The 25,997-nt window shown below is 74.1% G+C and carries 27 protein-coding genes; 14 read left to right on the top strand and 13 right to left on the bottom strand.

Translation table 11 applies throughout. The annotated features are described in order from the left end of the window. Positions 1–63: 63 nt before the first annotated feature. The 3 genes from ACWGO8_RS09925 to ACWGO8_RS09915 all read left to right on the top strand — a co-directional run bounded on the left by ACWGO8_RS09925 (position 64) and on the right by ACWGO8_RS09915 (position 3,535). Entirely contained in the window at positions 64–1,245 is a 1,182-nt protein-coding gene (locus tag ACWGO8_RS09925) for a sensor histidine kinase (RefSeq protein ID WP_452042897.1), read from the top strand. Then, positions 1,242–1,913: a response regulator gene (locus tag ACWGO8_RS09920; protein ID WP_452042896.1), complete on the top strand. Its 672-nt coding sequence runs from the start codon at positions 1,242–1,244 to the stop codon at positions 1,911–1,913. The genes ACWGO8_RS09925 and ACWGO8_RS09920 overlap by 4 nt, the downstream gene beginning before the upstream one ends. Positions 1,914–2,113: 200 nt before the next feature. Beyond that, positions 2,114–3,535 carry an acyltransferase family protein gene (locus tag ACWGO8_RS09915; protein ID WP_452042895.1) on the top strand — a complete coding sequence of 474 codons (1,422 nt, stop codon included), beginning with the start codon at positions 2,114–2,116 and terminating at the stop codon, positions 3,533–3,535. On the opposite strand, the gene ACWGO8_RS09910 is transcribed toward ACWGO8_RS09915, so the two are convergent. Next, positions 3,484–4,803: a hypothetical protein gene (locus tag ACWGO8_RS09910; protein ID WP_452042894.1), complete on the bottom strand. Its 1,320-nt coding sequence runs from the start codon at positions 4,801–4,803 to the stop codon at positions 3,484–3,486. The two genes, ACWGO8_RS09915 and ACWGO8_RS09910, sit on opposite strands and share 52 nt — an antisense overlap. A gap of 160 nt (positions 4,804–4,963) precedes the next feature. On the opposite strand from ACWGO8_RS09910, the gene ACWGO8_RS09905 reads away from it, so the two are divergent. Further along, positions 4,964–5,560 carry an antibiotic biosynthesis monooxygenase gene (locus tag ACWGO8_RS09905; RefSeq protein WP_452042893.1) on the top strand — a complete coding sequence of 199 codons (597 nt, stop codon included), beginning with the start codon at positions 4,964–4,966 and terminating at the stop codon, positions 5,558–5,560. A 32-nt stretch (positions 5,561–5,592) separates the two neighbouring features. Here ACWGO8_RS09905 and ACWGO8_RS09900 read toward each other — a convergent pair whose 3' ends face one another. Next, positions 5,593–6,375, bottom strand: a complete 783-nt coding sequence (locus ACWGO8_RS09900; protein WP_452042892.1) for an IclR family transcriptional regulator — start codon at positions 6,373–6,375, stop codon at positions 5,593–5,595. Between the two features lie 138 nt (positions 6,376–6,513). Between ACWGO8_RS09900 and hutH the strand changes: the two genes are divergently transcribed. The 4 genes from hutH to hutI all read left to right on the top strand — a co-directional run bounded on the left by hutH (position 6,514) and on the right by hutI (position 12,894). Further along, positions 6,514–8,145, top strand: a complete 1,632-nt coding sequence (hutH, locus tag ACWGO8_RS09895) for a histidine ammonia-lyase (RefSeq protein ID WP_452042891.1) — start codon at positions 6,514–6,516, stop codon at positions 8,143–8,145. A gap of 237 nt (positions 8,146–8,382) precedes the next feature. After that, positions 8,383–9,807: a M23 family metallopeptidase gene (locus tag ACWGO8_RS09890; protein WP_452042890.1), complete on the top strand. Its 1,425-nt coding sequence runs from the start codon at positions 8,383–8,385 to the stop codon at positions 9,805–9,807. A 121-nt stretch (positions 9,808–9,928) separates the two neighbouring features. Continuing rightward, entirely contained in the window at positions 9,929–11,605 is a 1,677-nt protein-coding gene (hutU, locus tag ACWGO8_RS09885; protein WP_452042889.1) for a urocanate hydratase, read from the top strand. Beyond that, positions 11,602–12,894, top strand: a complete 1,293-nt coding sequence (hutI, locus tag ACWGO8_RS09880) for an imidazolonepropionase (protein ID WP_452042888.1) — start codon at positions 11,602–11,604, stop codon at positions 12,892–12,894. The genes hutU and hutI overlap by 4 nt, the downstream gene beginning before the upstream one ends. 51 nt (positions 12,895–12,945) lie before the next feature. Here the strand turns inward: hutI and ACWGO8_RS09875 are convergent, their stop codons facing one another. From ACWGO8_RS09875 to ACWGO8_RS09860, 4 genes are read right to left on the bottom strand one after another with little or no spacing between them, the layout of a single operon-like run. Beyond that, positions 12,946–13,245, bottom strand: a complete 300-nt coding sequence (locus tag ACWGO8_RS09875) for a DUF503 domain-containing protein (RefSeq protein WP_452042887.1) — start codon at positions 13,243–13,245, stop codon at positions 12,946–12,948. A 55-nt stretch (positions 13,246–13,300) separates the two neighbouring features. Further along, positions 13,301–13,570 (bottom strand): DUF6510 family protein, encoded by a 270-nt coding sequence (locus tag ACWGO8_RS09870; RefSeq protein ID WP_452042886.1) that lies wholly within the window; start codon positions 13,568–13,570, stop codon positions 13,301–13,303. Continuing rightward, the gene (locus tag ACWGO8_RS09865; RefSeq protein WP_452042885.1) at positions 13,570–14,364 is read right to left on the bottom strand and encodes an FAD-binding oxidoreductase; all 795 of its coding nucleotides are present in this window, start codon (positions 14,362–14,364) and stop codon (positions 13,570–13,572) included. The genes ACWGO8_RS09870 and ACWGO8_RS09865 overlap by 1 nt, the downstream gene beginning before the upstream one ends. Next, positions 14,361–14,951 carry a sulfite oxidase-like oxidoreductase gene (locus tag ACWGO8_RS09860; RefSeq protein ID WP_376953326.1) on the bottom strand — a complete coding sequence of 197 codons (591 nt, stop codon included), beginning with the start codon at positions 14,949–14,951 and terminating at the stop codon, positions 14,361–14,363. The genes ACWGO8_RS09865 and ACWGO8_RS09860 overlap by 4 nt, the downstream gene beginning before the upstream one ends. Before the next feature lie 129 nt (positions 14,952–15,080). Between ACWGO8_RS09860 and moaA the strand changes: the two genes are divergently transcribed. Beyond that, the gene (gene moaA, locus ACWGO8_RS09855) at positions 15,081–16,148 is read left to right on the top strand and encodes a GTP 3',8-cyclase MoaA (RefSeq protein WP_452042884.1); all 1,068 of its coding nucleotides are present in this window, start codon (positions 15,081–15,083) and stop codon (positions 16,146–16,148) included. A 1-nt stretch (position 16,149) separates the two neighbouring features. Continuing rightward, entirely contained in the window at positions 16,150–16,401 is a 252-nt protein-coding gene (locus tag ACWGO8_RS09850) for a MoaD/ThiS family protein (protein ID WP_452042883.1), read from the top strand. Positions 16,402–16,416: 15 nt separating this feature from the next. Here the strand turns inward: ACWGO8_RS09850 and ACWGO8_RS09845 are convergent, their stop codons facing one another. Genes ACWGO8_RS09845 through ACWGO8_RS09830 form a run of 4 tightly spaced genes read right to left on the bottom strand, consistent with a single transcriptional unit; the run spans position 16,417 to position 20,255 of the window. Then, a complete protein-coding gene (locus tag ACWGO8_RS09845; RefSeq protein WP_452042882.1) occupies positions 16,417–16,866 on the bottom strand; it encodes a molybdenum cofactor biosynthesis protein MoaE in 450 nt (149 codons plus the stop codon). Beyond that, positions 16,859–17,908 carry a bifunctional molybdenum cofactor biosynthesis protein MoaC/MoaB gene (moaCB, locus tag ACWGO8_RS09840; protein WP_452042881.1) on the bottom strand — a complete coding sequence of 350 codons (1,050 nt, stop codon included), beginning with the start codon at positions 17,906–17,908 and terminating at the stop codon, positions 16,859–16,861. The genes ACWGO8_RS09845 and moaCB overlap by 8 nt, the downstream gene beginning before the upstream one ends. Next, a complete protein-coding gene (locus ACWGO8_RS09835) occupies positions 17,905–19,101 on the bottom strand; it encodes a molybdopterin molybdotransferase MoeA (protein ID WP_452042880.1) in 1,197 nt (398 codons plus the stop codon). Before ACWGO8_RS09835 ends, moaCB begins: the two co-directional genes overlap by 4 nt. Continuing rightward, positions 19,101–20,255: a ThiF family adenylyltransferase gene (locus ACWGO8_RS09830; RefSeq protein ID WP_452042879.1), complete on the bottom strand. Its 1,155-nt coding sequence runs from the start codon at positions 20,253–20,255 to the stop codon at positions 19,101–19,103. Before ACWGO8_RS09830 ends, ACWGO8_RS09835 begins: the two co-directional genes overlap by 1 nt. Before the next feature lie 101 nt (positions 20,256–20,356). Between ACWGO8_RS09830 and ACWGO8_RS09825 the strand changes: the two genes are divergently transcribed. Genes ACWGO8_RS09825 through ACWGO8_RS09810 form a run of 4 tightly spaced genes read left to right on the top strand, consistent with a single transcriptional unit; the run spans position 20,357 to position 23,206 of the window. Next, positions 20,357–20,773 carry a TOBE domain-containing protein gene (locus tag ACWGO8_RS09825; protein WP_452042878.1) on the top strand — a complete coding sequence of 139 codons (417 nt, stop codon included), beginning with the start codon at positions 20,357–20,359 and terminating at the stop codon, positions 20,771–20,773. Continuing rightward, on the top strand, positions 20,770–21,567 hold the full coding sequence (gene modA / locus ACWGO8_RS09820) for a molybdate ABC transporter substrate-binding protein (RefSeq protein ID WP_452042877.1): 798 nt from the start codon (positions 20,770–20,772) through the stop codon (positions 21,565–21,567). Before ACWGO8_RS09825 ends, modA begins: the two co-directional genes overlap by 4 nt. Before the next feature lie 11 nt (positions 21,568–21,578). After that, positions 21,579–22,442 carry an ABC transporter permease gene (locus ACWGO8_RS09815; protein ID WP_452042876.1) on the top strand — a complete coding sequence of 288 codons (864 nt, stop codon included), beginning with the start codon at positions 21,579–21,581 and terminating at the stop codon, positions 22,440–22,442. Further along, the gene (locus ACWGO8_RS09810; protein WP_452042875.1) at positions 22,439–23,206 is read left to right on the top strand and encodes a sulfate/molybdate ABC transporter ATP-binding protein; all 768 of its coding nucleotides are present in this window, start codon (positions 22,439–22,441) and stop codon (positions 23,204–23,206) included. Before ACWGO8_RS09815 ends, ACWGO8_RS09810 begins: the two co-directional genes overlap by 4 nt. Before the next feature lie 144 nt (positions 23,207–23,350). On the opposite strand, the gene ACWGO8_RS09805 is transcribed toward ACWGO8_RS09810, so the two are convergent. The 3 genes from ACWGO8_RS09805 to ACWGO8_RS09795 all read right to left on the bottom strand — a co-directional run bounded on the left by ACWGO8_RS09805 (position 23,351) and on the right by ACWGO8_RS09795 (position 25,969). After that, the gene (locus tag ACWGO8_RS09805; RefSeq protein ID WP_452042874.1) at positions 23,351–23,839 is read right to left on the bottom strand and encodes a SixA phosphatase family protein; all 489 of its coding nucleotides are present in this window, start codon (positions 23,837–23,839) and stop codon (positions 23,351–23,353) included. An 86-nt stretch (positions 23,840–23,925) separates the two neighbouring features. Then, entirely contained in the window at positions 23,926–24,891 is a 966-nt protein-coding gene (locus ACWGO8_RS09800) for an arginase family protein (protein ID WP_452042873.1), read from the bottom strand. A 91-nt stretch (positions 24,892–24,982) separates the two neighbouring features. Next, positions 24,983–25,969, bottom strand: a complete 987-nt coding sequence (locus ACWGO8_RS09795) for an NAD-dependent epimerase/dehydratase family protein (protein WP_452042872.1) — start codon at positions 25,967–25,969, stop codon at positions 24,983–24,985. Between the last annotated feature and the right edge of the window lie 28 nt (positions 25,970–25,997).

Raw genomic sequence — 25,997 nt, 5'->3', positions numbered from 1 at the left:
GCTCCGCGGAGGGATGCCGCGTCGCGCCCCGCGTGACAGGCTGCTGCCACCATGGACTCCCGAATGCCTGCAGCGCCCCGCGACGCCGACCGCCGCTTCCGCGCGTGGACCTGGCTGGCGACCTCGCTGGTCGCGGTCGTGCTCGTGACGATCTCGGTGCCGATCGCCGCGACCGCCTACGGCGTGCACCTCCTCGCGGCCTTCGCGACGAGCCTGGCGCTCGCGGGCGCCGTCCCGCTCGCCGTGCGCCTGCCGTGGCTCGGCGCGGCCCTCTCGACGCTCGGCCTGCTCGCGTTCGCGCTGCTCTCCGCGGCATCGGAGGCCGCGCCCTGGCCATGGCCGGTCACGTCGATCGTGTCGCAGGCCGCCCTCCTCGTCGTGCTCGGCCTCATGCGCCCCTGGTGGCTCGGCCTCGCCGCGTGGCTCGCCGGGGTCGTCGTGACCGCGCCGTTCGCGTTCGTCGACGCGGGCGCCGCGGCCAACGTCGTGACGGCCGCGGCGATCACGCTGTCGGCGCTCGCGGTGGCCGTGCTGGTGGCGCAGCGTCGCACCATCGGCGTCGAGCTGTTCCGCGAGCGGGCGGCCACCGCCTCCGAGCAGGAGCGCCGTGTGCTCGTCGAGGAGCGGAACCGCATCGCGCGCGAGCTCCACGACGTCGTCGCGCACGGGCTGTCGATCATCCACGTGCAGGCGACGAGCGCGCCGTATCGCCTGGATGGGCTGAGCGACGAGGCGACGGCCGAGTTCGGCGAGATCGCGGCATCCGCTCGCACCGCCATGACCGAGATGCGCCAGCTGCTCGGCGTGCTGCGCAGCGCGGACGCCGCGCCCGACACCGCGCCGCAGCCCGGCCTCGACGACCTGCCCGCGCTCGTGGGGTCGGTCGAGCGCGCGGGTGTGCCGGTCACGCTCGAGCTCGGCGCGGCGCTGCCCGCCTCGGGCCTCCCGGCGACCACGGCCTACCGCATCGTGCAGGAGGCGCTCTCGAACGTCGTGCGCCACGCCCCGGGCGCCGCGACGCACGTCACGGTCGAGGTGCTCGCCGACGACCTCGTCGTCGGCGTCGAGAACGAGGCGGCCACGGATGCCCCGGCGCCCGACGCGCGCGGTGGAGGCCACGGCCTCGTGGGCATCGGCGAGCGCGCGGCCCTGCTCGGCGGCCGTGCGGAGTTCGGCGAGCGTCCGGGCGGAGGATACCGTGTGCTTGCGACCCTCCCGCTCGGGTCGGACGGAGGGACCACGTGACGATCACGGTGCTCGTCGCCGACGACCAGGCGATGGTGCGTGCCGGGTTCGCGGCGGTGCTCGCCGCCCAGCCCGGCATCGACGTGGTGGGCCAGGCCGCCGACGGCGTCGAGGCCGTCGCGCTCTCCCGGGAGCTGCGGCCCGACGTCGTCGTGATGGACGTGCGGATGCCGCACCGGAACGGCATCGAGGCGACCCGCGACCTGCAGGCGCCGGCGCGCGGCTCCGACCACGTGCCGCGCGTGCTCATGCTCACGACGTTCGACATCGACGAGTACGTCTACGAGGCGCTGCGCGCGGGCGCGAGCGGGTTCCTGCTCAAGGACGCGACGCCCGAGGAGCTCGTGGCGGCCGTACGGGTGGTGGCCGCGGGAGACGCGCTCCTCGCACCGAGCGTGACCCGGCGCCTCATCGAGGACTTCGCCCGGTCGGCGCCGCCGCCGCGCACCTCCGAGACCCGCCTGGCCGGCCTCACGGAGCGCGAGCGCGAGGTGCTGGTGCTCGTGGGCCGCGGCATGTCGAACGCCGAGATCGCGTCCGCCCTCTTCATCGCCGAGCAGACGGTGAAGACGCACGTGTCGAAGATCCTGCAGAAGCTGGGCCTGCGCGATCGCGTGCACGCCGTCGTGCTCGCCTACGACACGGGTCTCGTGACGCCGGGCGCGTAGCCCGGTCCCTGAGCCCGTCGAAGGGTCCCTGAGCCCGTCGAAGGGACGATCCGACGCGATCGCTTCGACGAGCTCAGCGAACGGGCGCAACCAGTACCGCGGTAGGGGCCGGAACGGCACCCCCGTGTGATGCGGCGTCGGGTGCCGCATCCCTACCGTCGCTGTCGTGGGTGGAGGGTCCGCCCGGATGGAGCACGGTGATGACCGACACGCTCAGCCGCCCGGCGGGCGCTTCCGCCGCGGCATCCGACCGCAGCACCGCGCCCGCCGACGGACGCACGGGCGTCGCCCGCGACTCGAGCGTCGACGCGATCCGCGTCGCCCTGCTCGTCGTCGTCTTCGGCCTGCACGCGATGATGTTCGGCGTGAGCACGGGCCCCGACGGACCGGTGCTGCAGAACGCGCTCGAGGGACAGGCCTGGTTCGGCCCCGTCAGCTGGGTCGTGCAGATCATGCCGCTCTTCTTCATCGCCGGCGGCTTCTCGAGCTTCCACCACTGGCGGTCGATGCGCGCGAAGGGCGCGACGCCGTCGGACTACGTGCGCTCCCGCATCGTTCGCCTCGTCCGACCGGCGATCGCCGTCGTCGCGGTCGTCGCGAGCGGGCTCGTGCTGCTCCGGATGGCTGGCCTGCCCGAGGACCTCGTCGCGACGGCGGGCTTCCGCATCGGCCAGCCGCTGTGGTTCCTCGGCGTCTACCTGGTGACCTCGGCGCTCGTGCCGATCATGGTGCGCGCGCACGAGCGGGCACGACTGCTGACGCCCGTCGCGCTCCTCGCCGCGGTGGTCGCGGTCGACGTCATGCGCCTCTCCACGGGCGTCGACGCGATCGGCCTGCTGAACCTGGTGCTCGTGTGGCTGCTCGTGCAGCAGCTGGGCTTCCACCTCGCCGACGGCGGGCTCGACCGGTTCGGCCCCCGCGCGCTGTGGGGCATGGCGGGCGCGGCACTCGGCGTGCTCGCGGCCCTGACCGTCGCGGGCCCGTATCCCGTCGACATGTACGAGAACCTCAACCCGCCGAATGTGACCCTCGTCGTGCTCGGAGGTGCGCAGCTCGCGCTGTTCCAGCTCGCACGCCCGCGCATCCGGGCCTGGGTCGACCGGGCGGATGCCTCGGGCCCGATCGCGGCGGTCGGCGAGCGCGCCATGACGGTGTACCTCTGGCACATGCCCGTGCTGGTCGCACTCGCGGGCCTCTCCCTCGCCGCGAACGCGACGTTCGGCACGCCCCTGCCCGAGCCGCTCGCCGTCGAGTGGTGGGCCACGCGTCCGCTCTGGCTCGCCGCGGGGGCGGCGGCCGTGGTGCCAGTCGTGCTCGTGTTCGCGCGCTTCGAGCGGAGTCGGCGGCGGGGCGGCGGCGACGCGGCATCCGTCATCGCCACCGCCGTCGACACCGTCGCGGCCGTCGCGGGCGTCGCCACCCTGCTCGTCGCGGGCTTCGGGCCGGTGCCCGCGCTCGTCGCGCTCGCGCTGCTCACGCTCGCCCTCGTCGGCTCCGCGCGCGTGCTCAGCGCTGCGGTGCGGCTCGTCGGCCGACCCCGGTCAGCCCGACCCGACGACCGATCGGACGCTCAGATGCACTTCCCGGCCTCGGCGATCTGGGCGTCCGACGGGCGTCCGTAGGCACCGATGCCCGCGCCCGACGTGTCGTAGCCCTTGGCGATGGCCCAGGCGGTCGCCCACATCTCGTCGTCGGAGGCGAAGACCGGTCCCGTGAAGAGCGGCTTGCACTCGGGTCGGACGACCTGGGCGTGCCCCACCTCGTGCACGACGACCGCCTTGGCGTTGATGTCGTCGGAGAAGTACCAGCCGATGCTGTGGCTGAGCTCGATCGTGGCCCAGCCGCCGTCGGTGTCGCGGTACATGGCGGTGCCCGAGTACCACTCGTCGCTCGAGTGGCCGTTCACGACGTGCGCCCACGTGAAGTCGAGGTTCACGCCATGCGCGATCGACCGGGCGAAGTCCTCGATGGGACCGTGCACGGCGTAGTCGGACTCCGCGCGGCGGGCCGCCTCGGCCGCGGACGACGCCTTCATGGCGTCCACCGCGGCGGCGAGGTCGGCGTAGGCGCCGCGGCTGTCGCGAGACTGCGCCCAGCCGGTGCCCTTCTGGTCGATGCCGTGCTGCACGGCGATGCGCGTCTCGTAGGTGGCGATCGAGTGCTCCGCGAGGGCGGCGGTCGCGTCCTGGGCGGCCGAGGCGTAGAACGCCGTCCGCGCCTCATCGGCGGCGTCCGCCGCGGCGTCGAGCTCCGCGGCCGATCGCGTGAGCCGGTCGAGCTCGGCCTCGAGCTTCGCGGCGCGCTCGCGCGTGGCGAAGATCTCGAGGATGCTCGTGGACGCCGGCCGCACGGCACTCGCGTCGTACACGATGGGCTCGGGCAGCTTCGGCTCGCCCTCGGCCGCATCGACGAGCGCGCCGGCCTCCTCCGCCGCGGCCGTGAGCGTCGCGGCCAGCTCGGCGGAGCCGAGTCCCTCGACGACGACCTCGGACACCGCGGTGCCGTCGGCGGCCGCTGCCGTCGCGAGCGTCCGGGCCGCGCGCCAGTCGCCGACCGCCTCCTCGGCGCGCGCCTCGATCGCGTTCACCTCCACGATCAGCACGTTGCGCGCCTCGTGCGCGAGGTAGCCCGACCCGACGTACGCGCCCGCCGAGCCGCCGAGCACGACGACGATCGCGAGCACGGGGATCCACCACCTGGTGCGGGTGCGCGCGACCGGAGCGGGCGCGAGCGCTGCCGCAGCCTCGCCCGCTTCCGCAGCCTCGATCGCCTCCGCAGGCTCGCCCGCTTCAGCAGCCTCAGGCGGCTCCGCAGCCTTCGGCGCCTCTGCAGCCTCCGGCGCCTCCGCCGTGTCGAGACGCGCTGCGTCGACCGTTGCCTCCTGCGTCACCGACGCCTCCGTTCCCACTCGTGCGCCGCGGGTCGATCCCGTGCGTCGGTGGTTCCGTGCGCTGTCCGGCTGGATGACGATAACCGCGAGACCCCGCCCCGCGCCATCCGGTCGGGGCATCCGTTACCGCTCCGAAACCGCGATGAGGTGGGATGGGTGCATGGCGAGCGAACCGATCACCGTGTCGATCCGGCGCGAGGTGGACCCGGCGCGCATCTCCGAGGCCACCGCCTGGGTGCAGACGGGTGTCAACCTCGCGAACGCGTACCCGGGCTTCCTCGGCTCGGGCTGGGTGCGCGCGGGCGAGGCGTCGACCGTGTGGCACATGCTCTACCGCTTCGCGAACGAGGAGACGCTCGACGCGTGGGAGCGGTCGCCCGAGCGCAGCTGGTGGCTGTCGATGGGCGAGGGCTTCGTCCATTCGGAGCGCAGTCGTCGGCGCACCGGCATCGAGGGCTGGTTCGACGAGCCGGCGACGGGCTCGGTGCCGGTGGCGGATGCCGCGGGGCCCGGCGCCGAGGCATCCGACCTGCCGCCCGCGCCGCCTCGTTGGAAGCAGGCGGTCACGATCTGGCTGGGCTTCTTCCCGGTGAACCTGCTGTTCGCATACCTCGTGGCACCCGTGCCCGGATGGGGCGAGCTGCCGATCTGGCTGCGGGCGCTCGGCACCACGCTCGTGCTGACCCCGATCATGACGTACTGGGTGCTGCCGTTCGTCACGCGGATGCTACGGCGCTGGCTCGCACCGAAGGGCTGACCGAGGCCGAGCCTGCAGCGACCGAGGGCGGGTCAGCGGATGCCGCGGATGCGACGTGAGAGCGTCGCGGCCGCCTCGCGCACGCCCTCGACGGCGCGCTCGCGGAGCCCGGTCGCGGCGTCGTCGGGGAACGTCACGGCGATCGCCGCGGCCGGCCAGCCGAGGTGGTCGACGACCGAGGCGCCCGCCGACGCCAGTCCGCTCGTGACCTCGCCGTCCTCGGCGGCCCACCCCCGCGCGCGCACGTCGGCGAGCACGCGCTTCAGGCGCCCGTAGCTCCACTCCGCGGCATCCGCCTCGCCCTCGGGATGCCGCTCGGCGAACGCCGCCCGGTCGGGGTACAGCGCACGCAGCTGCGCCGACGGCAGCTCGGCCAGCATGGCCCGCCCGGTGGCCGTGAGGTGCGCGGGCAGGCGCACGCCCACGTCGGTGACGAGGGATGGACGCCGCGGCGCGCGCTCCTCGACGAGGTAGAGCACGTCGCGTCCGTGCAGCACGGCGAGGTGTCCCGACTCGCCGAGCCGGTCGACGAGGGCCGCCACCAGGGGCCGACCGAGGCGGGCGAGCGGCTGCTGTCGGCTGAACCCGCTCGACAGCTCGAACGCGGCGATGCCCAGTCCGTACCGGCGCTCCTCGGGCAGGTGCACGACGAAGCCGCGCTCCTGCATGACCGCGAGCAGGTGGTAGACGGTCGAGCGCGGGATCTCCAGCGCCTGCGCGATGGTCGCCGCGGGCACGGGACCGCGCTGCGCGGCCAGGTGGGCGAGGATCGCGAGCGTCTGGTCGGCGGCGGGCACCTTCGAGCCGGGCTCCATGCGACCTCCTCGTCGGGATCCCCGCTGATCACGGACGCCGTGCGCCGACGCCGCCCGATTCCGTGCCGTCCGGGATCCCGGACGCCAGCGTACTCCTCGGCGTTCCCGCGCGCGCGGGTGCGGTGTGGAATCGGAGGCATGAGCACCATCGCGCCCGCACCCGCCCGCACCGCGGCATCCGTCACCGTCGGCACCGGAGCCCTCACGATCGACGACGTCGTCGCCGTGGCCCGGCACGGGGCATCCGTCGTGCTCGACCCGGCCGCCCTCGAGGGCGTCGCCGCGAGCCGCGCGATCGTCGAAGGCCTCGCCGCCGACCCCGAACCGCACTACGGCATCTCGACCGGCTTCGGCGCGCTCGCGACCACGTTCATCGCCGAGGACCGTCGCGCCCAGCTGCAGGCCAGCCTCGTGCGCTCGCACGCCGCCGGCTCGGGCGCCGAGGTGGAGCGCGAGGTCGTGCGCGCACTCATGCTCCTGCGCCTCTCGACGCTCATGACCGGTCGCACCGGCGTGCGCCGTGAGACCGCGGAGACGTACGCGGCGATCCTGAACGCGGGCATCACCCCCGTCGTGCGCGAGTACGGCTCGCTCGGCTGCTCGGGCGATCTCGCGCCGCTCGCGCACTGCGCGCTCGTCGCGATGGGCGAGGGCGACGTGCGGGTGACCCCGCTCCCTGAGCCCGTCGAAGGGAGCACGGCCGATGCGATCGCTTCGACGAGCTCCGCGAACGGCGAGCTGACGGATGCCGCAACGGCCCTCGCCGCCGCCGGCATCACCCCGCTGCGCCTCGGCGAGAAGGAGGGCCTCGCCCTCATCAACGGCACCGACGGCATGCTCGGCATGCTCGCGCTGGCGATCGACGACCTGCGCCTGCTGCTCACGACCGCCGACATCGCCGCGGCCATGAGCGTCGAGGGCCTCATGGGCACCGACGCGGTCTTCGCCGAGGACCTGCACGCCCTTCGTCCGCAGCGCGGCCAGGCGCTCGCCGCGTCCAACCTGCGTCGCCTGCTCGCCGAGTCCCCCATCGTGGCCAGCCACAAGGGCCCCGAGTGCACCCGCGTGCAGGACGCCTACTCGCTGCGCTGCGCCCCCCAGGTGCACGGCGCCGCACGCGACACGCTCACGCACGCGGCATCCGTCGCCGACGCCGAGCTCGCGAGCGCGATCGACAACCCGGTGCTCACGCTCGACGGCCGCGTCGAGTCGAACGGCAACTTCCACGGCGCCCCGGTCGGCTACGTGCTCGACTTCCTCGCGATCGCGGTGGCGGACGTCGCGTCGATGAGCGAGCGACGCACCGACCGGTTCCTCGACCGCGCGCGCAACCAGGGCCTGCCGCCGTTCCTCGCGGACGAGGTGGGCGTGGACTCGGGACTGATGATCGCCCAGTACACGGCCGCGGGCATCGTGTCGGAGCTCAAGCGCCTCGCCGTGCCCGCGTCGGTGGACTCGATCCCGTCGTCGGCCATGCAGGAGGACCACGTGTCGATGGGGTGGGCCGCGGCCCGCAAGCTCCGCCGCGCGATCGACGGCCTCGCGCGCGTGCTCGCGATCGAGGTCATGACGGCATCGCGCGGTCTCGCGCTGCGCTCTCCGCTGGAGCCGGGCGCCGCCACGGGCGCGATCGTGTCGCTCGTCGCCGGCGTCGGCGCCGTGCCTGGACCCGACCGCTTCCTGTCGCCCGAGATCGAGGCGATCACGGGGCTGGTGGCGTCGGGCGAGGTCGTGGCGACCGCGTCGCGGGAGGCCGGCGCGCTGGTCTGATCGCCCGTTCCTCGGGTACCCCTCGAGCCGTTTCAAATGCGAGGTATGCTCATGTACCCCGAACGTGGGCGGACCGGACCCTCCGGAACGGTTGTCTCCCCCGGGCGCCGATGACAGACTGGACGGGATCGGCTCCCCGGGCCGACACCCGAACGGAACCAGATGACGCCGACGCCGACCTGCGCAGCACCCGGCAGAGAACGCCCGTGGTATTCACGGAGCGCTCGCCGCGGTGGTGTGACGCTTGCCGCCGCGACAGCGGTCGTGCTGCTGAGCGTCCTCGGCGCCGCGCCCTCGTACGCGGAGGAGCTTCCGACCGGCGGCGCCACCGACACGACGACGAGCACGACCGAGACGCCGGCGCCCACCGACGCGACGACCGAGCCGACGACGCCCGCGACCGGCGATCCGACGACCGACCCGACGACCGAGCCGTCTCCCACGCCGACGCCGACGCCGACGCCGACGCCCGATCCGACGCCGACCCCCACGCCGACTCCGACTCCCACGCCCGAGCCGACGCCGACTCCCACGCCCGAACCGACGCCGACGCCGACCCCCACGCCCGAGCCGACGCCCACGCCGAGCCCCTCGGCGACGCCGACCACCTCGCCGACGACCACGACCACGACCCGCTCGGCGCTGCGGGCCGGCGCCTCGAGCTTCGGCACGAACAGCCTGCAGTCGGCCGCGCTCGCCGCGGCGCAGGCGCGCATCCAGTTCGCCACGTCGCAGCTGCGCGCCGCTGAGACGGCACTGGCCGACGCGCGCTCGATGCGCGCCGAGGCCCAGGCGGTCGCCGAGCGCATGCAGGGCCTCGCCGACGACGCCCAGGCCAAGGCCGACTCCGCCGGCCGCGTGTACTTCGCCGCCGCCCAGGGCGACGGCGCGACGCTCTCGTCGATCCCCGCCGCGTTCGGCGCCGGCAAGGACCTGCTCGCCGGCCTCGGCGGCGTCGCGCGGGTCGAGCAGATCGCCGGCGACGTCGAGAAGCTCCTCGCGATCGCCGACAAGCGCACCGAGGAGGCCGCGGCAGCCCAGGAGCGCGCCGACGCCGCATGGGCCGCGGTCGACGAGGTGCCGGTCGAGGCCGCCGAGGCCGACGTCGAGGCCGCCGAGCAGGCCCTGGCCGACGCACGACAGGAGCTCTCCGACCTGCAGGCCGACGCCGCCTCCGACAGCCGACTGGCCTCGAGCGGCGTCTCACTCCTGCTCAACCTGCCCGCCGATGCGGGCCAGCTCAGCGACCAGGGCTGGGCGCTCCCCGTCGCCGGCCGCATCACCGACGGCTTCGGGCCGCGGCCGGTCAAGCCGCTGCCGGGCGTGAACGACTTCCACCGCGGCACCGACCTCGCTGCCGCGTGCGGCACGGCCGTGTACGCCGCGACGTCCGGCGTCGTGAACGCCGCCGGGCCGAACGGCAGCCTCGGCAACTGGATCCAGATCGATCACGGCTCCGGCGTCGAGACCGGCTACGGGCACCTGACCCAGGGCGGCATCTTCGTCGCCGCCGGCGAGACGGTGACCGCGGGCCAGCTCATCGGCGCGGTGGGCAGCACGGGCGCCTCCACCGGATGCCACCTGCACTTCGAGGTGCACCTCGACGGCTCCGCCATCGACGCGGTCCCGTTCATGGCCGCCCGCGGCATCCAGCTCGGCTGAGCCGGCACTGGGAGCGTCGCCGCCGACCCAGCGGTTCGACCGTCCCACCTCGTCTGGGATCCCGGACGCGCACCCCGCGGCATCCGTTGTCGCAGGGCTCGGCGTGCGGTGGGATCGAGGCATGACCGATGCACCCCTCGCACCCGCGCGCAGTGTCCGCGCCGCCCGCGGCTCGGAGCTGACCGCGAAGAGCTGGCAGACCGAGGCGCCGCTGCGCATGCTCATGAACAACCTCGACCCCGAGGTGGCCGAGCGCCCCGGCGACCTGATCGTCTACGGCGGCACGGGCAAGGCCGCCCGCAATTGGGAGTCGTTCGACGCCATCGTGCGCACGCTCGAGGACCTCGAGTCCGACGAGACCCTGCTCGTGCAGTCGGGCAAGCCCGTCGGCGTCTTCCGCACGCACGAGTGGGCGCCGCGCGTGCTCATCGCCAACTCGAACCTCGTCGGCGACTGGGCGACGTGGCCCGAGTTCCGCCGCCTCGAGCAGCTCGGCCTCACCATGTACGGTCAGATGACCGCCGGCTCCTGGATCTACATCGGCACGCAGGGCATCCTGCAGGGCACCTACGAGACCTTCGGCGCCGTCGGCCGCTCGCTCGGCCGTCCCGACGGCAGCCTCGCCGGCACGCTCACGCTCACCGCCGGCTGCGGCGGCATGGGCGGGGCGCAGCCGCTCGCCGTGACCCTGAACGGCGGCGCGGTGCTCATCGTCGACGTCGACGAGTCGCGCCTCGTACGCCGCGTCGAGCACGGCTACCTCGACGTCGTCGCGGACGACCTCGACGACGCCGTCGACCGTGCGCTCGCCGCCAAGGCGGCCGGGGAGCCGCTCAGCGTCGGCGTGGTCGGCAACGCCGCCACCGTGTTCCCCGAGCTCCTCGCCCGCGGCGTCGGCATCGACATCGTCACCGACCAGACCAGCGCGCACGACCCGCTCTCGTACCTGCCCGAGGGCGTCTCGGTCGACGAGTGGCACGAGCTCGCGGCATCCGACCCCGAGGCCTTCACCATCCGCGCCCGCGCGAGCATGGCGAAGCACGTCGAGGCCATGGTCGGATTCCAGGACGCCGGCGCCGAGGTGTTCGACTACGGCAACTCGATCCGTCGCGAGGCGGAGCTCGGCGGCTACGACCGCGCGTTCGCGTTCCCCGGGTTCGTGCCCGCCTACATCCGGCCGCTCTTCGCCGAGGGCAAGGGACCGTTCCGCTGGGCGGCGCTCTCGGGCGACCCTGCCGACATCGCCGCGACCGACCGCGCGATCCTCGAGCTGTTCCCCGAGGACGAGCACCTGCGCCGCTGGATCACGCAGGCCGGCGAGAAGGTGCACTTCGAGGGCCTTCCGGCGCGGATCTGCTGGCTCGGCTACCAGGAGCGCCACCTGGCGGGCCTGAAGTTCAACGAGATGGTCGCCTCGGGCGAGCTCAGCGCGCCGGTCGTCATCGGCCGCGACCACCTCGACTCGGGCTCCGTCGCCTCCCCGTACCGCGAGACCGAGGCGATGGCCGACGGCTCCGACGCGATCGCCGACTGGCCGCTGCTCAACGCGCTGCTCAACACCGCCTCGGGCGCCACCTGGGTGTCGATCCACCACGGCGGCGGCGTCGGCATCGGCCGTTCGATCCACGCCGGCCAGGTGGTCGTCGCCGACGGCACCGACCTCGCCGCCGAGAAGATCGCACGCGTGCTCGTGAACGACCCGGGCACCGGCGTCATGCGGCATGTCGACGCAGGCTACGACCGCGCCGTCGAGGTGGCTCGCGAGCGCGGCCTCCGCGTGCCCATGATGGACGCATGACTGATGGCGGTGCAGTGAGGCGGATGCTGCTGACGAACGTCGGCGAACTGGTCACGAACGACCCGGCTCCCGATCGCGAGGGCGGCCCGCTCGGCATCGTGCGCGATGCGGCCGTGCTCGTGGAGGACGGCCGCATCGCGTGGATCGGGCCCGCCGCGCACGTGCCGTCGCACGACGACGAGCTACGGCACGAACGCGAGCAGCGGCGCGACGGCGAGGAGCACCGGTCGCTGTGGGACGCCGACGTCGAGGTGGTCGACGGCGGCGGCCGTGCCGTGATCCCGGGGTTCGTCGACAGCCACACGCACCTCGTCTTCGGCGGGGACCGGGCCGAGGAGTTCGCCGCGCGCATGGCCGGGCGCCGCTACGAGGCGGGCGGCATCCGCTCGACCGTGGCCGCCACACGCGCCGCGACCGACGACGAGCTGCGCGCCCGCCTCGCGGGGTTCGTGGCCGAGCTGCACGCCCAGGGCACCACGACGTTCGAGGTGAAGTCGGGCTACGGCCTCTCGGTGCGCGACGAGGAGCGCATCCTGCGCCTCGCCCGCGAGGTCACCGACGAGGTCACGTTCCTCGGCGCCCACGTCGTGCCGGCCGACTACGCCGACCCGTCGGGCGACCCCGGCACGGGCGCCGACGCCTACGTCGACCTCGTCGTCGGCGAGATGCTCGAGGCGTGCGCGCCGCACGCGAAGTGGATCGACGCGTTCTGCGAGCGCGGCGCCTTCACCGCGGAACAGTCCCGGCGAGTGCTCGAGGCGGGCGCCGCAGCCGGCCTCGGCGTGCGGGTGCACGGCAACCAGCTCGGCGAGGGCGACGGGGTCCGCCTCGCGGTCGAGCTCGGCGCGGCATCCGTCGACCACTGCACGTTCCTCGACGACGCGGACGTCGCGGCGCTGGCCGGATCCGACACGGTCGCCACCGTGCTGCCGGGCGTCGAGTTCTCGACCCGGCAGCCGTACCCCGACGTGCGACGGCTCCTCGAAGCGGGCGTGACCGTGGCGCTCGCGAGCGACTGCAACCCCGGCTCGAGCTTCACGAGCTCGATGCCGTTCTGCATCGCGGTCGCCGTGCGCGACATGGGCATGACGCCAGCCGAGGCGGTCTGGGCGTCGACCGCGGGCGGGGCCGCGGCGCTGCGGCGCACGGATGTCGGCGCGATCCGCCCCGGCGGTCCGGCCGACCTCGTGCTGCTCGACGCGCCCAGCCACGTGCACCTCGCCTACCGGCCGGGCGTGCCGCTCGTCGCGCGCGTCTGGAAGGACGGCGAGGCGGTCGCAGGCGCGTAGCCCGCGGCATCCGGTCGACGGGAGCCCGCGGCATCCGCTCGTCGGCCCGGCTCAGTCGTCGTCGTCGCTGCGGCGCAGCCGCCGGCGCGCCGACAGCAGCGTGATGTCGGGGCGCGACGCGACGAGCCGCTCGGCCCGGTCGAGCGTGTCGGTGACGCGCTCGGCGCCGGATGCCACGACGCCGACGCCGAGCACGGCGCGACGGTGCAGGTCCTGCTCGGCGACCTCGGCCACGCTCGCCTCGGTGGCACGGCGCAGGTCGGCGAGGATCGGGCGGATGACCGCGCGCTTGTCCTTCAGCGAGTGCACGTCGCCGAGCAGCAGGTCGAACTCGATCCAGCCGATCCACATGCGGTGCTCCCGATCGATTCCGGGTATCGAGACGCGTCGGCTCCGCCGGCGCTCCTCAACCCCCGGTCGGGGTCCGGCGCACCTCGATCGCGGTCACGCCTCTGAGGCCGATCCAGGCGCGGTCGTCGGCCTCGACGAGCGTCGCCAGCACGTTGTCGCACGTGCTGCAGCGCACGACCGTGCCGGCACCGCTGCGGTAGACCATGGCCCGGGCGAGCTCGGCGACCGTGCCGCAGCCGACGCAACGGCCGGTGGCCATCGTCACGTCGAACGAGAAGAACTCGGCGAGCGGGCCGGCCAGGACATTGCCGTCGACGTGCTCCATCAGGTTCCTCCGTAGCGTTCGGTGCGGATCGACCGCGGGTCGTGCCCGAGCATGACCAGCCAGTCGGCGACGAGCTCGACGAAGCCGGTCGAGCCGCAGACGAACACGCGTGGGCGCTCCGACGCAGGGAACACCGCGGCCTCCAGCGCCTCGCGCGTGATGCGGCCGGGCGCGGTGGCCCACCCGTCGGGCGTGCGGCGCGTGTAGACGAAGTCGAGCCGCAACGGGGCGGCGGAGTCCGCCAGCGTCCCGAGCTCGTCGTCGAAGTAGACGTCGTCGGGCGTGCGCACGGAGTACAGCAGGCGGAACGGCGTCGGGTCGTCGGCGCCGGCGTGCGCATGCGCCATCGCGTAGAGCGGCACCACGCCCGACCCGCCGGCGATGAGCTGCACCGGGCGACGGTCGCCCGTCTCGGCCGCCGGAGCCCACACGAAGAACGCGCCGAGCGGGCCGTGCACCTCGAGCATGTCGCCATCGCGCACGTCGTCGACGAGGTACGGCGACACCTCGCCGTCGGGGAGCTTGTCGACCGCGAGCACGACGCGGGTCGACGACCCCGACGACGCGATCGAGTACGAGCGCGTGGCCTGGTAGCCGTCGGGCGCCGTGAGTCGCACGTCGAGGTGCTGTCCGGCGGCGTTGCCCGGCCAGCCGGGCACGTCGAGCTCGATGCGGGTCGCGTTCGGGGTCTCGCGGTGCGTCGCGGCCACGGTGGCGACGTGCCAGCCCGAGCGCGGCACGGCCTGGAGCGCCGCGCTCGGCGCGACGGCCTGCGCGGTGGGAGCGTCGCTCACCAGTACCGCTCCTCCTTCCACGGATCCCCGTGGATGTGGTACCCGTTCTGCTCCCAGAAGCCGGGCTCGTCCTGGTCCATCATCACGAGTCCGCGCACCCACTTCGCGCTCTTCCAGAAGTAGAGGTGCGGCACGAGCAGCCGGGCCGGGCCGCCGTGCTCGGGGTCGAGCGGCTCGCCGTCGAACTCGAACGCGACCCACGACTTGCCGTCGAGCAGCTCGTCGAGCGGGACGTTCGTCGTGTACCCGCCGTAGCTGTGCGCCATCACGTAGTCGTACTCGGTCTCGACGTCCTCGAAGAGCGTGTCGAGCGAGACCCCGCGCCAGCGCGTGCCGAGCTTCGACCAGTGCGTCACGCAGTGGATGTCGGTGTCGACGTCCTCGATCTTCAGCGCCATGAACTCGTCCCAGTTCCACGAGTGCGCGCCGGTCTCGGTGCGGATCGTGAACTCCCAGTCCTCGGTGTCGACCTCGGGCGTGGGCCCTGCCGACAGCACCGGGAAGTCGCCGACCAGCGTCTGCCCCGGCGGGAGCCGATCGTCGCGCTCGCGACTGCGTCCGCTGAACCCTCGAGTGATGAACGACATGGCGTCTCCTCTCGACTCGTCTCAGGGTAGTGATGCGCAGGGGCGCTGTCACGGAATCCGAGGCAGTCGACCGGTCATCGTGAACGGACGGACATCGGCGCGAAACATCCGAGCGCCTAGTGTGGAGGCATGGCGGCCCTCTCGCTCGGCATGCCGGCGGTGCGCCGGCCGCCGTCGGCTGCGCCGTCGATCGAGGGGCGACCGGATGTCCCGGGGCTCGTCGACCGGTTCGGGCGCGTCGCCCGCGACCTCCGCGTGTCGATCACGTCGGCCTGCTCGCTGCGCTGCACGTACTGCATGCCCGCGGAGGGCCTGCCCGTCATCCCACGCGACGAGCTGCTCTCGGCGACCGAGATCGCCCGGCTCGTCGGGATCGCCGTGCGCGACCTCGGCGTCACGGAGGTGCGCTTCACCGGCGGCGAGCCGCTCACGCGCGCCGACCTCGTCGAGATCATCGCCCTGAGCGCCGCCGCCGCTCCCGGCACGCCGCTCGCCCTCACGACCAACGGCATCGGCCTCGATCGCAAGGCCCAGGCCCTCAAGGACGCCGGGCTCAACCGGGTCAACGTGTCGCTCGACACCCTCGACCGCGAGCACTTCACCCGGCTCACGCGCCGCGACCGCCTCCCCCGCGTGCTCGACGGCATCGCCGCGGCGCACCGCGCCGGGCTCGGCCCGCTCAAGGTCAACGCCGTCGCGATGCGCGAGACGCTGCACGACGCGCCCACCCTGCTCGCCTGGGCCATCGAGCACGGATGCCGCCTCCGCTTCATCGAGCAGATGCCGCTCGACGCCGACGAGACGTGGCGCCGCACGAACATGGTCGACGCGCAGGAGCTCCTCGACGTGCTCGGCGCGAACTTCGAGCTCGAGCCCGTCGGCCGCGACGACCCGTCGGCTCCCGCCGAGGAGTGGCTCGTCGACGGCGGGCCGGCCACGGTCGGCGTCATCGCCTCGGTGACCCGGTCGTTCTGCGCCGCCTGCGATCGCACGCGACTGACCGCCGAGGGCACCGTGCGCTCGTGCCTGTTCGGCGACGACGAGACCGACCTGCGCGCGATGCTCCGCGACGGGGCATCCGACGCCGAGCTCGCCGACCGCTGGCGCGCCGCGATGTGGGGCAAGCAGGCCGGCCACGGCATCGACGCGGCGGACTTCCACCGCCCGGTCCGCTCCATGGGCGGGATCGGCGGCTGACGTGGCATCCGTGACCGTGCGGTACTTCGCGGCGGCCGCCGAGGCGGCCGGCGTCGAGGAGGAGACCCTCCCCGCGACCGAGGCCGGGTCGACGCTCGGCGAGCTGCGCGAGCTGCTCGTCGGCCGGTACGGACCCGCTATGGCGCGGGTGGTCGCGAACGGCTCGTTCCTCGTCGACGGCGTCGTACGGCGCGACGCCGCGGCCCCGATCGGCGCGAACGTCGACGTGCTGCCGCCGTTCTCGGGCGGCTGAGCCCCCCTCGGGCCGCTACAGGTTCACCCACTCGGTCGCGCCGCCCTCGAGGTGCTGGCGCTTCCAGATCGGCGTGCGCTCCTTGATGCGGTCGACGAGCAGGGCGCAGGCGGCGAACGCCTCGGCCCGGTGCGGTGCGGCGACGGATGCCACGAGCGCGACGTCCCCGATGGCGAGCGTGCCGACGCGGTGGGCCGCCGCAACGCGCAGCCCCGTCTCGCGCGCGACCTCGAGGCACGTCTCGCGCAGGAACCGCTCCGCCTCGGGATGCGCCTGGTAGTCGAGCCGGGTGACGGATGCCCCGTGGTCGTGGTCGCGGATCACGCCCTCGAACGTCACGAGCGCGCCGTCCTGCGCGGACTGCACGAACGCCTCGATCGCGGCGCGGTCGATGGGCTCGTCGAGCACGAGCGCGAGGACCTCGGGGTCAGCGCGCTCGGGATCGCTGCGCTCCGGCTCAGCCATCGGCTCCTCCGCGCGGCGCATGGTCGCCGCCCGCGACCTGGTCGAGCAGGTGCGGCAGCAGTTCGTCGAGCACGCGGAGGCCGTCGGCGACCCCGCCGCGCGACCCGGGCAGGTTGACGACGACCGTGCGCCCGGCGATGCCCGCGAGCGCGCGGCTCAGCGCCGCGGTCGGGGTGGCCGCGCGACCGGCCGCGCGGATCGCCTCGGCGACGCCCGGCAGCTCCTGGTCGAGGATCGCGAGCGTCGCCTCGGGCGTTCGGTCGCCCGGGTTCACCCCGGTGCCGCCCGTCGTGATGACCACAGAGGGCGAGCCGGAGACCGCGCCCCGAAGCGCCTGGGAGACGTCGGCGTCGGCCACGATCACGGGCGCGTCGGTGTCGAAGCCGCGCTCGCGGAGCCACTCCACGATGATCGGCCCGGTCGTGTCCTCGGCGGTGCGGTCGGCCGCGCGGGTCGAGACGACGAGGACCTCGGCGATGCCGGCGGCGCGCGGGCCCGCGGTCACGGTCTCGGCCGCGGCATCCGTCACGCTCGCGGCATCCGTGTCGCTCGCGGCATCCGTCACGCCTGCGGCATCCGCTCGCCAGACGCCACGCTTGCCGCCGCGCTTCTCGACGAGGCGGATGCCGCCGAGCTGCGCCGCCGGGTCGACGGCCTTGACCATGTCGTGCAGCGTGAGGCCGGCGATCGCGACCGCCGTGAGCGCCTCCATCTCGATGCCGGTTCGGGCCGTCGTGGACACGGTCGCCCGGATCGTGACCGCCGCCACCTCGAAACCGAAGTCGATCGACACCGCGTCGAGCGGCACGATGTGCGCGAGCGGGATGAGCTCGCTCGTGCGCTTGGCGCCCGAGATCCCGGCGATGCGTGCGGTGGGCAGCACGTCGGCCTTCTTCAGGCCGTCGGACTGCACGAGCCCGACCACCTCGGTCGTGGTTTCGAGGCGCCCTTCGGCGATCGCGACGCGGCGCGTCACGGGTTTGCCGCCGACGTCGACCATGCGCGCGCGGCCGTCGTCGTCGAGGTGGGTGAGCGAGGTCATAGCTCCACGGTATCCACGACGGCGCCCGCGTCGAGCGACGTGACGTCCTCGGGCACGACGATGAGCAGGTCGGATGCCGCGAGCGCCGCCACGAGGTGCGACCCCGGTCCCCCCACGACCTCGGCTCGGCCGTCGTCGGTGCGGCGTCCGCGCAGGAACTGGCGCTTGCCGGCTACCGACGCGAGCGGAGCGGCGAGCTCGAGCGGTTCGCGACGGGCCTGGGGGAGTCCGGCGATCGCGCGCAGAGTCGGTGCGACGAACAGCTCGAACGAGAGCTGCGCGCTCACCGGGTTGCCCGGGAAGCCGATCAGCGGGATGCCGCGGTACGCGCCGGTCGCCTGCGGGCCGCCAGGCTGCATCGCGACCGAGCCGACCCACGCCCCGAGCGGCTCGACGAGCTCGCGCACCACCTCGTAGGCGCCCTGCGAGATGCCGCCGCTCGTGAGGATCAGCTCAGCGTCGGCGTCCCGCGCCGCGTCGAGCTCGGCGCGCAGCCGATCGGTCGCGTCGCGGACGCGCGCCTCGTGCACCACGACGGCGCCCGCGGCGCGCACGGCCGCGGCGAGCGCGATGCCGTTCGAGTCGGGGATCTCGCCGGGCTCGAGCTCCGCGCCGGGCGCGACGAGCTCGCTGCCCGTGCTGATCACGGCGACGCGCACGCGCTCCCGCACGAGCAGCTGGGTCAGGCCGGATGCCGCGGCCGCCGCGAGGTGGCGCGAGGCGACCTTCAGTCCGGCCGGCAGCACGTCGGCACCGGCGGCGAGGTCGGAGCCCGCCTCCCGGACGTATTCCCCCGTGCGCCGGGCGGTCCGGATGCGGACGCTGCCGTCGCCGTCGGGCTCGGTGTCCTCGACGGGCACGATCGCGTCGGCGCCGTCGGGCACCTGCGCGCCCGTCATGATCCGGACGACCGTGCCGTGCTCGAGCGATGCCGGTGCGCCGGCCGTCGCGGCGACCTCGCCGGCGATCGGCAGGGACAGCGGGGCATCCGCCACGTCGTCGGCTCGCACGGCGAAGCCGTCCATCTGCGAGTTGCGGAACGGCGGGAGCGCGATCGGCGACTCCACCGGCGAGGCCGTGATGCGACCGAGCGCGTCGGCGAGCGCCACCCGTTCGGTCGGGCGCGCGCCGAGGCCGGCGAGCAGCGATCGCACGAACGCGGCGTGCTCGTCGACGGAGATGCGGTCGGCCATCAGTACCTCGCGATCGCAGGATCGACGGTGCGCGACCAGGCGTCGATGCCGCCGACGAGGTTGCGGACGTTCGCGAAGCCCGATCCGGCGAGCATCCGGGCGGCGTACTCCGAGCGGACGCCGAGGTGGCAGTACACGACGACGGATGCCGCGTGGTCGAGCTCGCCCGCCCGGTCGGCGAGCTGCGGCAGCGGGATGAGCGTGGCGCCCTCGATCGTCGCGATCCGGGCCTCCCACGGCTCGCGCACGTCGAGGAGCAGCGGCGGCGCGTCGGACGCGAGCTCGTCGGCGAGCGCGGCGGGGGTGACGTCGCCCGGCTGTGCCGGCCCCGCGGGTCGAGGAGCGACCGGCGCAGCCCCCGCCGGTTGAGGAGGCCGCGCAGCAGGCGTCTCGAAACCCGCCTGCCTCGGCTCGACCGGAGGCGCGGCATCCGTCGCGCGCCGGTACGCGATCTCACGCGACCGGCCGCTCAGCCCGTCGTAGACGACGACGCGGCCGAGGAGCGGTTCACCGACGCCCGTGAGGAGCTTCAGCACCTCGCCGGCCATCATCCCGCCGGTCACGGTGCACACGGTGGGCAGGATCCCGTCGACCTCGCAGCTGAGCCCGGCGTCGGCGGGCGGTTCGGGGAACAGGTCTCGGTACGAGACGCCGCGCGCGTCCCACGAGACGCCGACCTGGCCCGAGAACTTCGCGGCCGACCCCCAGACCAACGGGATGCCGGCGCGGGTCGCCGCGTCATCCGCCGAGTATCGCGTCAGGATGTCGTCGGTGCCGTCGACGACGAGGTCGGCCCCGGCGAGGAGCTCGTCGGCGACGGTCTCGTCGAATCGGATCGCCGCCGGGACGAGGTTCGTGTCGGGCGAGAGGTCGAACGCGGCATCCGCTGCGGACTCGACCTTGAGCCGGCCCACGTCACCCGGCGCGTGCAGGAGCTGGCGGTGCAGGTTGGTGACGTCGACGTCGTCGTCGTCGACCACGACGACGGTGCCGACGCCGGCCGCGACCAGTGCGGGCACGACGAAGCTGCCGAGCCCGCCGGCGCCGAGCACCACGACGCGCGCGTCGGCGAGTCGACGTTGCGCGTCGACGCCCCAGCCGGGGAGCACGCGCTGGCGGGCGTAGCGGGGCGAGTCGGGATCGATCGCGGGCATGCTCCGATTCTCGCAGGCGCCGCGGCCTCCGCGGCCGCCGTCGCGCTGATCCGCGGGTGCGGATAGGATCGCCCTGTGATCACGCATCTGAGGATCCGCTGATGCCCGAATACCGCATCAGCGAGGCCGCGGCCCTGCTCGGAGTGAGCGACGACACCGTGCGCCGTTGGGGGGAGCACGGGCGTCTCACGCTCCGGCGGGGGGCGAAGGGCATGCAGGTGGTCGACGGCACCGACCTCGTGCCGCTCATGGCTGAGGTCGGGCCTGGCGGCACGCTCGCCGAGGCGTTCCCGCTGGCACGCGCCTCGGCCCGCAACCGCTTCGTCGGCCTCGTCACTCGCGTCCAGCGCGACGGCGTCATGGCGCAGGTCGACCTGCAGGCGGGCCCGTTCCGGGTCGTGTCGCTCATGAGCCGCGAGGCCGCCGACGACCTCGGGCTCGAGCCCGGCATGCTCGCCGCCGCGAGCGTGAAGGCGACGAACGTCACGATCGAGCTGCCGCCGGGGAGCGACGCATGACCGGGCGATTCGCCGGATCGGCCGCCGTCGCCGCGCTCGCTGCGCTCGTGCTCGCGGGGTGCGCATCCGCCGGCGCCGGCGGGACGACCCCCTCGGCCGCGCCGACGGAAGCCGACACCGAGCCGACCACCCTCACGGTCTTCGCCGCAGCCTCGCTCACCGAGGCGTTCGACGAGCTCGCAGAGCAGTTCGAGGCCGAGCATCCGTCGGTGGAGGTCACGCTGAGCTACGGCGGCAGCGCCGCGCTCGCGCAGCAGGTCGTCGAGGGCGCGCCGGTCGACGTGTTCGCGTCTGCCGCTGAGCCGCCCATGCAGACCGTCGTCGGCGCCGGGCTGGCGAGCGATCCGGTGGTCTTCGCGACGAACACCCTCGAGCTCGTCGTACCGGCGGGAAACCCCGCGGGCGTGACGGGCCTCGGCGACCTCGCCGACGCCGGCCTGCGGATCGCCCTGTGCGATGCGTCGGTGCCGTGCGGCGCGGCATCCGTGAAGCTGCTCGAGCAGGAGGGCCTGGTCGCAGCGCCCGACACGCTCGAGTCCGACGTGAAGGCCGTGCTCACGAAGGTGTCCCTCGGCGAGGTCGATGCGGCCCTCGTCTACCGCACCGATGTCATCGCGGCGGGCGACGAGGTCGAGGGCATCGAGGTGCCCGGTGCGGCATCCGTCGTGAACCGCTACCCGATCGCGGCACTCACCGAGGCGGGCGATCCCGACGCGGCGGCCGAGTTCGTCGCGTTCGTGACGGGCGATGCGGGCCGAGCCGTGCTCGCCGAGGCGGGCTTCGGGAAGCCGTAGTGGCGGCACCCGTGTCGGACCGACCCGGGATCGGACGAGGACCCCGGAGGGCGCGCGGCGCGCAGCGCCGTTCGAGCGTCGCCGGGCGGCTGGCGTGGCCCGTCGTCGTGGTGGCCGGGATCGCCCTCGCGGTCCTCGTGCTGCCGCTCGCGGCGCTCGTGGTGCGCGCTCCCTGGGGGGACCTGACCGAGCTGCTCGCGCGCGAGTCGGTGCTGCAGGCGCTCGTGCTGTCGTTCACCACCGCGACCGTCGCGACGGCGTGCTGCCTGGTGCTCGGCGTACCGCTCGCCGCACTGCTTGCGCGGGCTGCCGACTGGCCGACGCTGCCGCGCCGAGCGTTGCGCGCGGCCGTGACGGTGCCGCTCGTCCTTCCGCCGGTCGTCGGCGGCATCGCGCTGCTCATGCTGCTCGGGCGACGCGGGCCGATCGGGCAGCTCCTCGAGGAGTCGTTCGGCGTGACGGTGCCGTTCACGACCGGGGCTGTGGTGATCGCGCAGGTGTTCGTGTCGTTGCCGTTCCTCACGTTCGCGGTCGAGGGTGCATTGCGGTCGGCCGATCGGCGCACGGAGCTCGCCGCCGCGACGCTCGGGGCGTCGCGCTGGCAGGTCTTCCGGCACGTGACGCTGCCGCTCGTGGCGCCGGGCGTCGCCGCGGGCGCGGTGCTGTGCTTCACGCGTGCGCTCGGCGAGTTCGGCGCGACCATCACGTTCGCTGGTTCCCTTCCCGGCGTCACGCGCACGCTGCCCATCGCGAGCTACCTCGCGATGCAGTCGGATCCCGACGAGGCGATCGCGCTCGCCCTGCTCCTGCTCGCCGTCTCGGTGATCGTGCTGCTGGGGCTCCGCGACCGCTGGCTGCCGGAGGTGCGGGCATGACGGATGCCGCCGGTGCGTCGTCGGCCGCCGATCCTTCGTCGGCCGCCACGGCGACGCGACCCTCGCTGCACGCCGACGTGGTGGTCGCCCGCGGCGAGACTCGGATCGCCGCCGCGTTCGACGTGGCCCCGGGGCATCCGCTCGCCGTGATCGGACCGAACGGCGCCGGCAAGTCGAGCGTGCTCGCGGCGATCGCGGGGCTCGTGCCGCTCGAGTCGGGACGCGTCGCGATCGGCGCCCGCTCGGTCGACCGGATGCCTCCGGAGCGCCGTCGCATCGGGGTGCTCTTCCAGGACTACGTGCTCTTCCCGCACCTGACCGTGCGGGACAACGTGGCGTTCGCGGCTCGGATGCGCGGATCGCGTGCCGCCGCGCGCGCCGCCGCCGAGCCGTGGCTCGACCGCTACGGGCTCCTGGCGCTCGCCGACCGGTTCCCCGCCCAGCTCTCGGGCGGCCAGGCGCAGCGCGTCGCCCTCGCCCGAGCACTCGCGGCCGAGCCCGACGTGCTGCTGCTCGACGAGCCGATGTCGGCGCTGGACGTGGAGGTGCGCGCCGACATGCGGGCGGAGCTCGCGACGCACGTTCGGGAGTTCGGCGGGGCGACGGTGCTCGTCACGCACAGCCCGGCGGATGCCGCCGCGCTCGCGGATTCGGTGCTCGTGCTCGAGCGGGGTCGCGTGACCCAGCGCGGCACGCTCGAGGAGTTGCGTGCGTCGCCCGCGACGCCGTACGTGGAGCGGATGCTCGCGGCGTCGGGCGAGTGAGCGCCGCGCCGCGCCGCGTCGCGCCGCGTCGCCGTTCTCAGGAGATGCCGGCGGGTGGGCGCCGTTCGTCGGCGTGTCGTCCTGAGAACAGGGTGATTCGGGGACCCGCGTCCTGAGAAACGGTTGGCTGGTGGCGGCGGATTCCTAGCCTTCCCGCGGCGTCTCCACCCGCACCGACGACGGCTCGACGTCCTCGAGCTCGTACCAGGCGTCGACGTCGAATGTGAACTCCGCGACCGCGCACGTGGGCATCTCGTGGATGTCCGACGAGAATTCGTGCGCCAGCGACGCCGTCTCGGGATTGTGCCCGACCACCATCACGGTCGACACCTCACCGTCGACCTCGCCGATCACCCGCAGCACCTCATCGGCGGATGCCGCGTACAGGCGCTCGTCGAGGATGATGCGATCGGCGTCGAATCCGAGGGCATCCGCGATGAGCTGCGCCGTCATGCGCGCTCGCAAGGCGGTGCTCGACAGGATCCGCTCGGGCCGGAACCCGCGCTCGGCGAGCCGCCGACCCACCGCCGGGGCATCCCGCAGGCCGCGCGAGTTCAGCGGCCGGTCGTGGTCGGAGACGCCGGGGTGGTCCCAGCTCGACTTCGCGTGGCGCACGAGCGCAAGGGTCTTCATGCGGCCGAGTCTGCCACCACGACCGACAGGCCGCGAGGCCGGATGCCGCGAGCCGCCGAGACGCGTCCGGGCGAGCAGAACGGACCTCAGCCCCGCGCCGCCAGCCCGGCCGCGAACTCCAGCACGCACAGCGCCGCGAGGCGCACGGTGCGCCCGTCCGCGGCATCCGCCGTCGCATCGATCTCGACGAGATCGGCCGAACGTACGCGCGGATCTACAGCCGCGGCGCGCACGAGCCCCCGCAGCTCCCACGCGGCGAGCCCGCCCGGCACCGATGCCGGGCACCCGGGCGCGACCGAACGGTCGCAGGCGTCCACGTCGACGTCGAGGTGCACCGGACCACCGGCGGCGCCGGCGATCGACAACGCCTCGGCCATGACGTCCGCGGGGCGCCGACCGTGGAGCTCGTCGCGATGGATCACCGTGATGCCGAGGTCGGCCGCGCGCGTCGCGTAGGCGACCGAGTTGGCGAAGTCGGCGATGCCGATCTGCACGATCCGCTTCGGGTCGAGGCCGGCCTCGATCAGGCGCCGCACGGGCGATCCGTTCGAGACCCCGTCGCGGAGGTCGTAGTGCGCGTCGATGGTGACGAGCCCGGCGGTGGAGAGGTCGTCGGCCCACGCGCCGAGGGCCGTGGCCACCGTGACCGAGTTGTCGCCCCCGAGCGCGATCAGCGCCGACGCGCGTTCGAGGGCAGCGGATGCCGCGGCGATCGTGCGCGCCTCGCCCTCGGGCCCGTCGGGCTCCTCGATGTCGCCGGCGTCGGCGAACCGCAGCTCGAAGAGGTCGCGCGGATGACGCGCGCCCGCGGCATCCGGAGCCTGGATCGCTGCGCGGCCGGCCGACCGATCGGGCATGAGCGCCGGGCTGTAGCGCCGCAGCGCGTCGCGGATCGCGGCCGGCGTCGCGTGCGCGTTCGTCGGCGACAGCGAGGTGCGCCAGGCGGGCACGCCGAGCAGGGCGAGGTCGACGGCTGCGCCGGGCCCGAAGTCCGAGAGGGCGGGCCAGTCGCCCGCGCGGGGCCAGAGCGGGTCGTACGAGAGCGTCGCCATGCCACGACGCTAGCAACGGCGGATGCCGCGAGCCGAGGCATCCGTCGACCGCCGTGTCTGCGATCCCGGACGCCCGCGGATGCGCGCCGCCTCAGCTCCGCAATGCCGCCAGCAGCTCCTGCTCCTTCGCCTTCGACAGCCCGGCGCCGCGTTCGCGGTCGAGGCCCTGGCCACGCTCCCAGTCGAGCGTCTCCGCGAGCAGCTGCTCGAGCGGACGCAGCCGCAGGCCCGCCGCCTTCGCCGCCGCGTTCGACCGGTCGAGGAAGGCGTTCCACTCGGGGTCGATGATCCACAGTGGCAGGGATTCGGGCCCCGACCACTCGGCGACGCCCTGTTCGGCGAGCCACTCCGGCGACACCGCGACCATCTCGCCGCCGTATCCGCCCACCGCGCGGCTCGCCTCGAGCCAGTCCGCGAAGGTAACGCGGTCGCCCACCGCGTTGAAGGCGCCGGTGCGCCCCGCCTCGATCGCGTCGAGCGTGAATGCCACGAGGTCGTCGACATGGATGGCTTGAACCGACGCGTCGAGGATGTCGGGCACGAGCATCGGGTCGTCGTCGCGCGCGGCCCGCGCCACCCAGTAGCCACCGCGTCCCGAAGCGTCGCCCGGTCCGGCGATGAGGCCCGGACGCATGACGAGCAGCCGGTCGCCGAGCGCCTCGCGATACGCCTGCTCGATCGCCGACTTCGCCTCGCCGTAGGTGTCGGGCGTCGACTCGTCGGACGCGAGGGGCGGCATGAGTGCGGCCGACTCGTCGGCGCCCGGCTCGTCCTGCGCGGCGTAGACGTTGCCCGAGGAGATGAACGTCCAGTGCGCGGCCCGCGGCGCGAGAGCCGCGGCCGCCCGTCGGGCGAAGCCGGGCTGGCGGGTCACGTCGATCACCGCGTCCCAATCGCGGCCCGACACCGCGTCGTAGGCGTCGGGCTTCGAGCGGTCGGCGACGACGAGCTCGGCGCCGTCGGCCACCGCGCCCGCTTCGCCGCGAGCGAGGCACGTCACCCGGTGTCCGCGCTCGAGCGCCGTCCGGGCGAGTGTGCGTCCGAGCCATTGCGTGCCACCGAGGATGAGCAGGTCCATCCGCTCATCACAGCATGCGACGGATGCC

The sequence above is a fragment of the Agromyces sp. NPDC055661 genome, assembly GCF_053618135.1.
The sequence above is the reverse complement of the archived record's forward strand: the minus strand, read 5'-3'. Positions and strand labels throughout refer to the sequence as shown.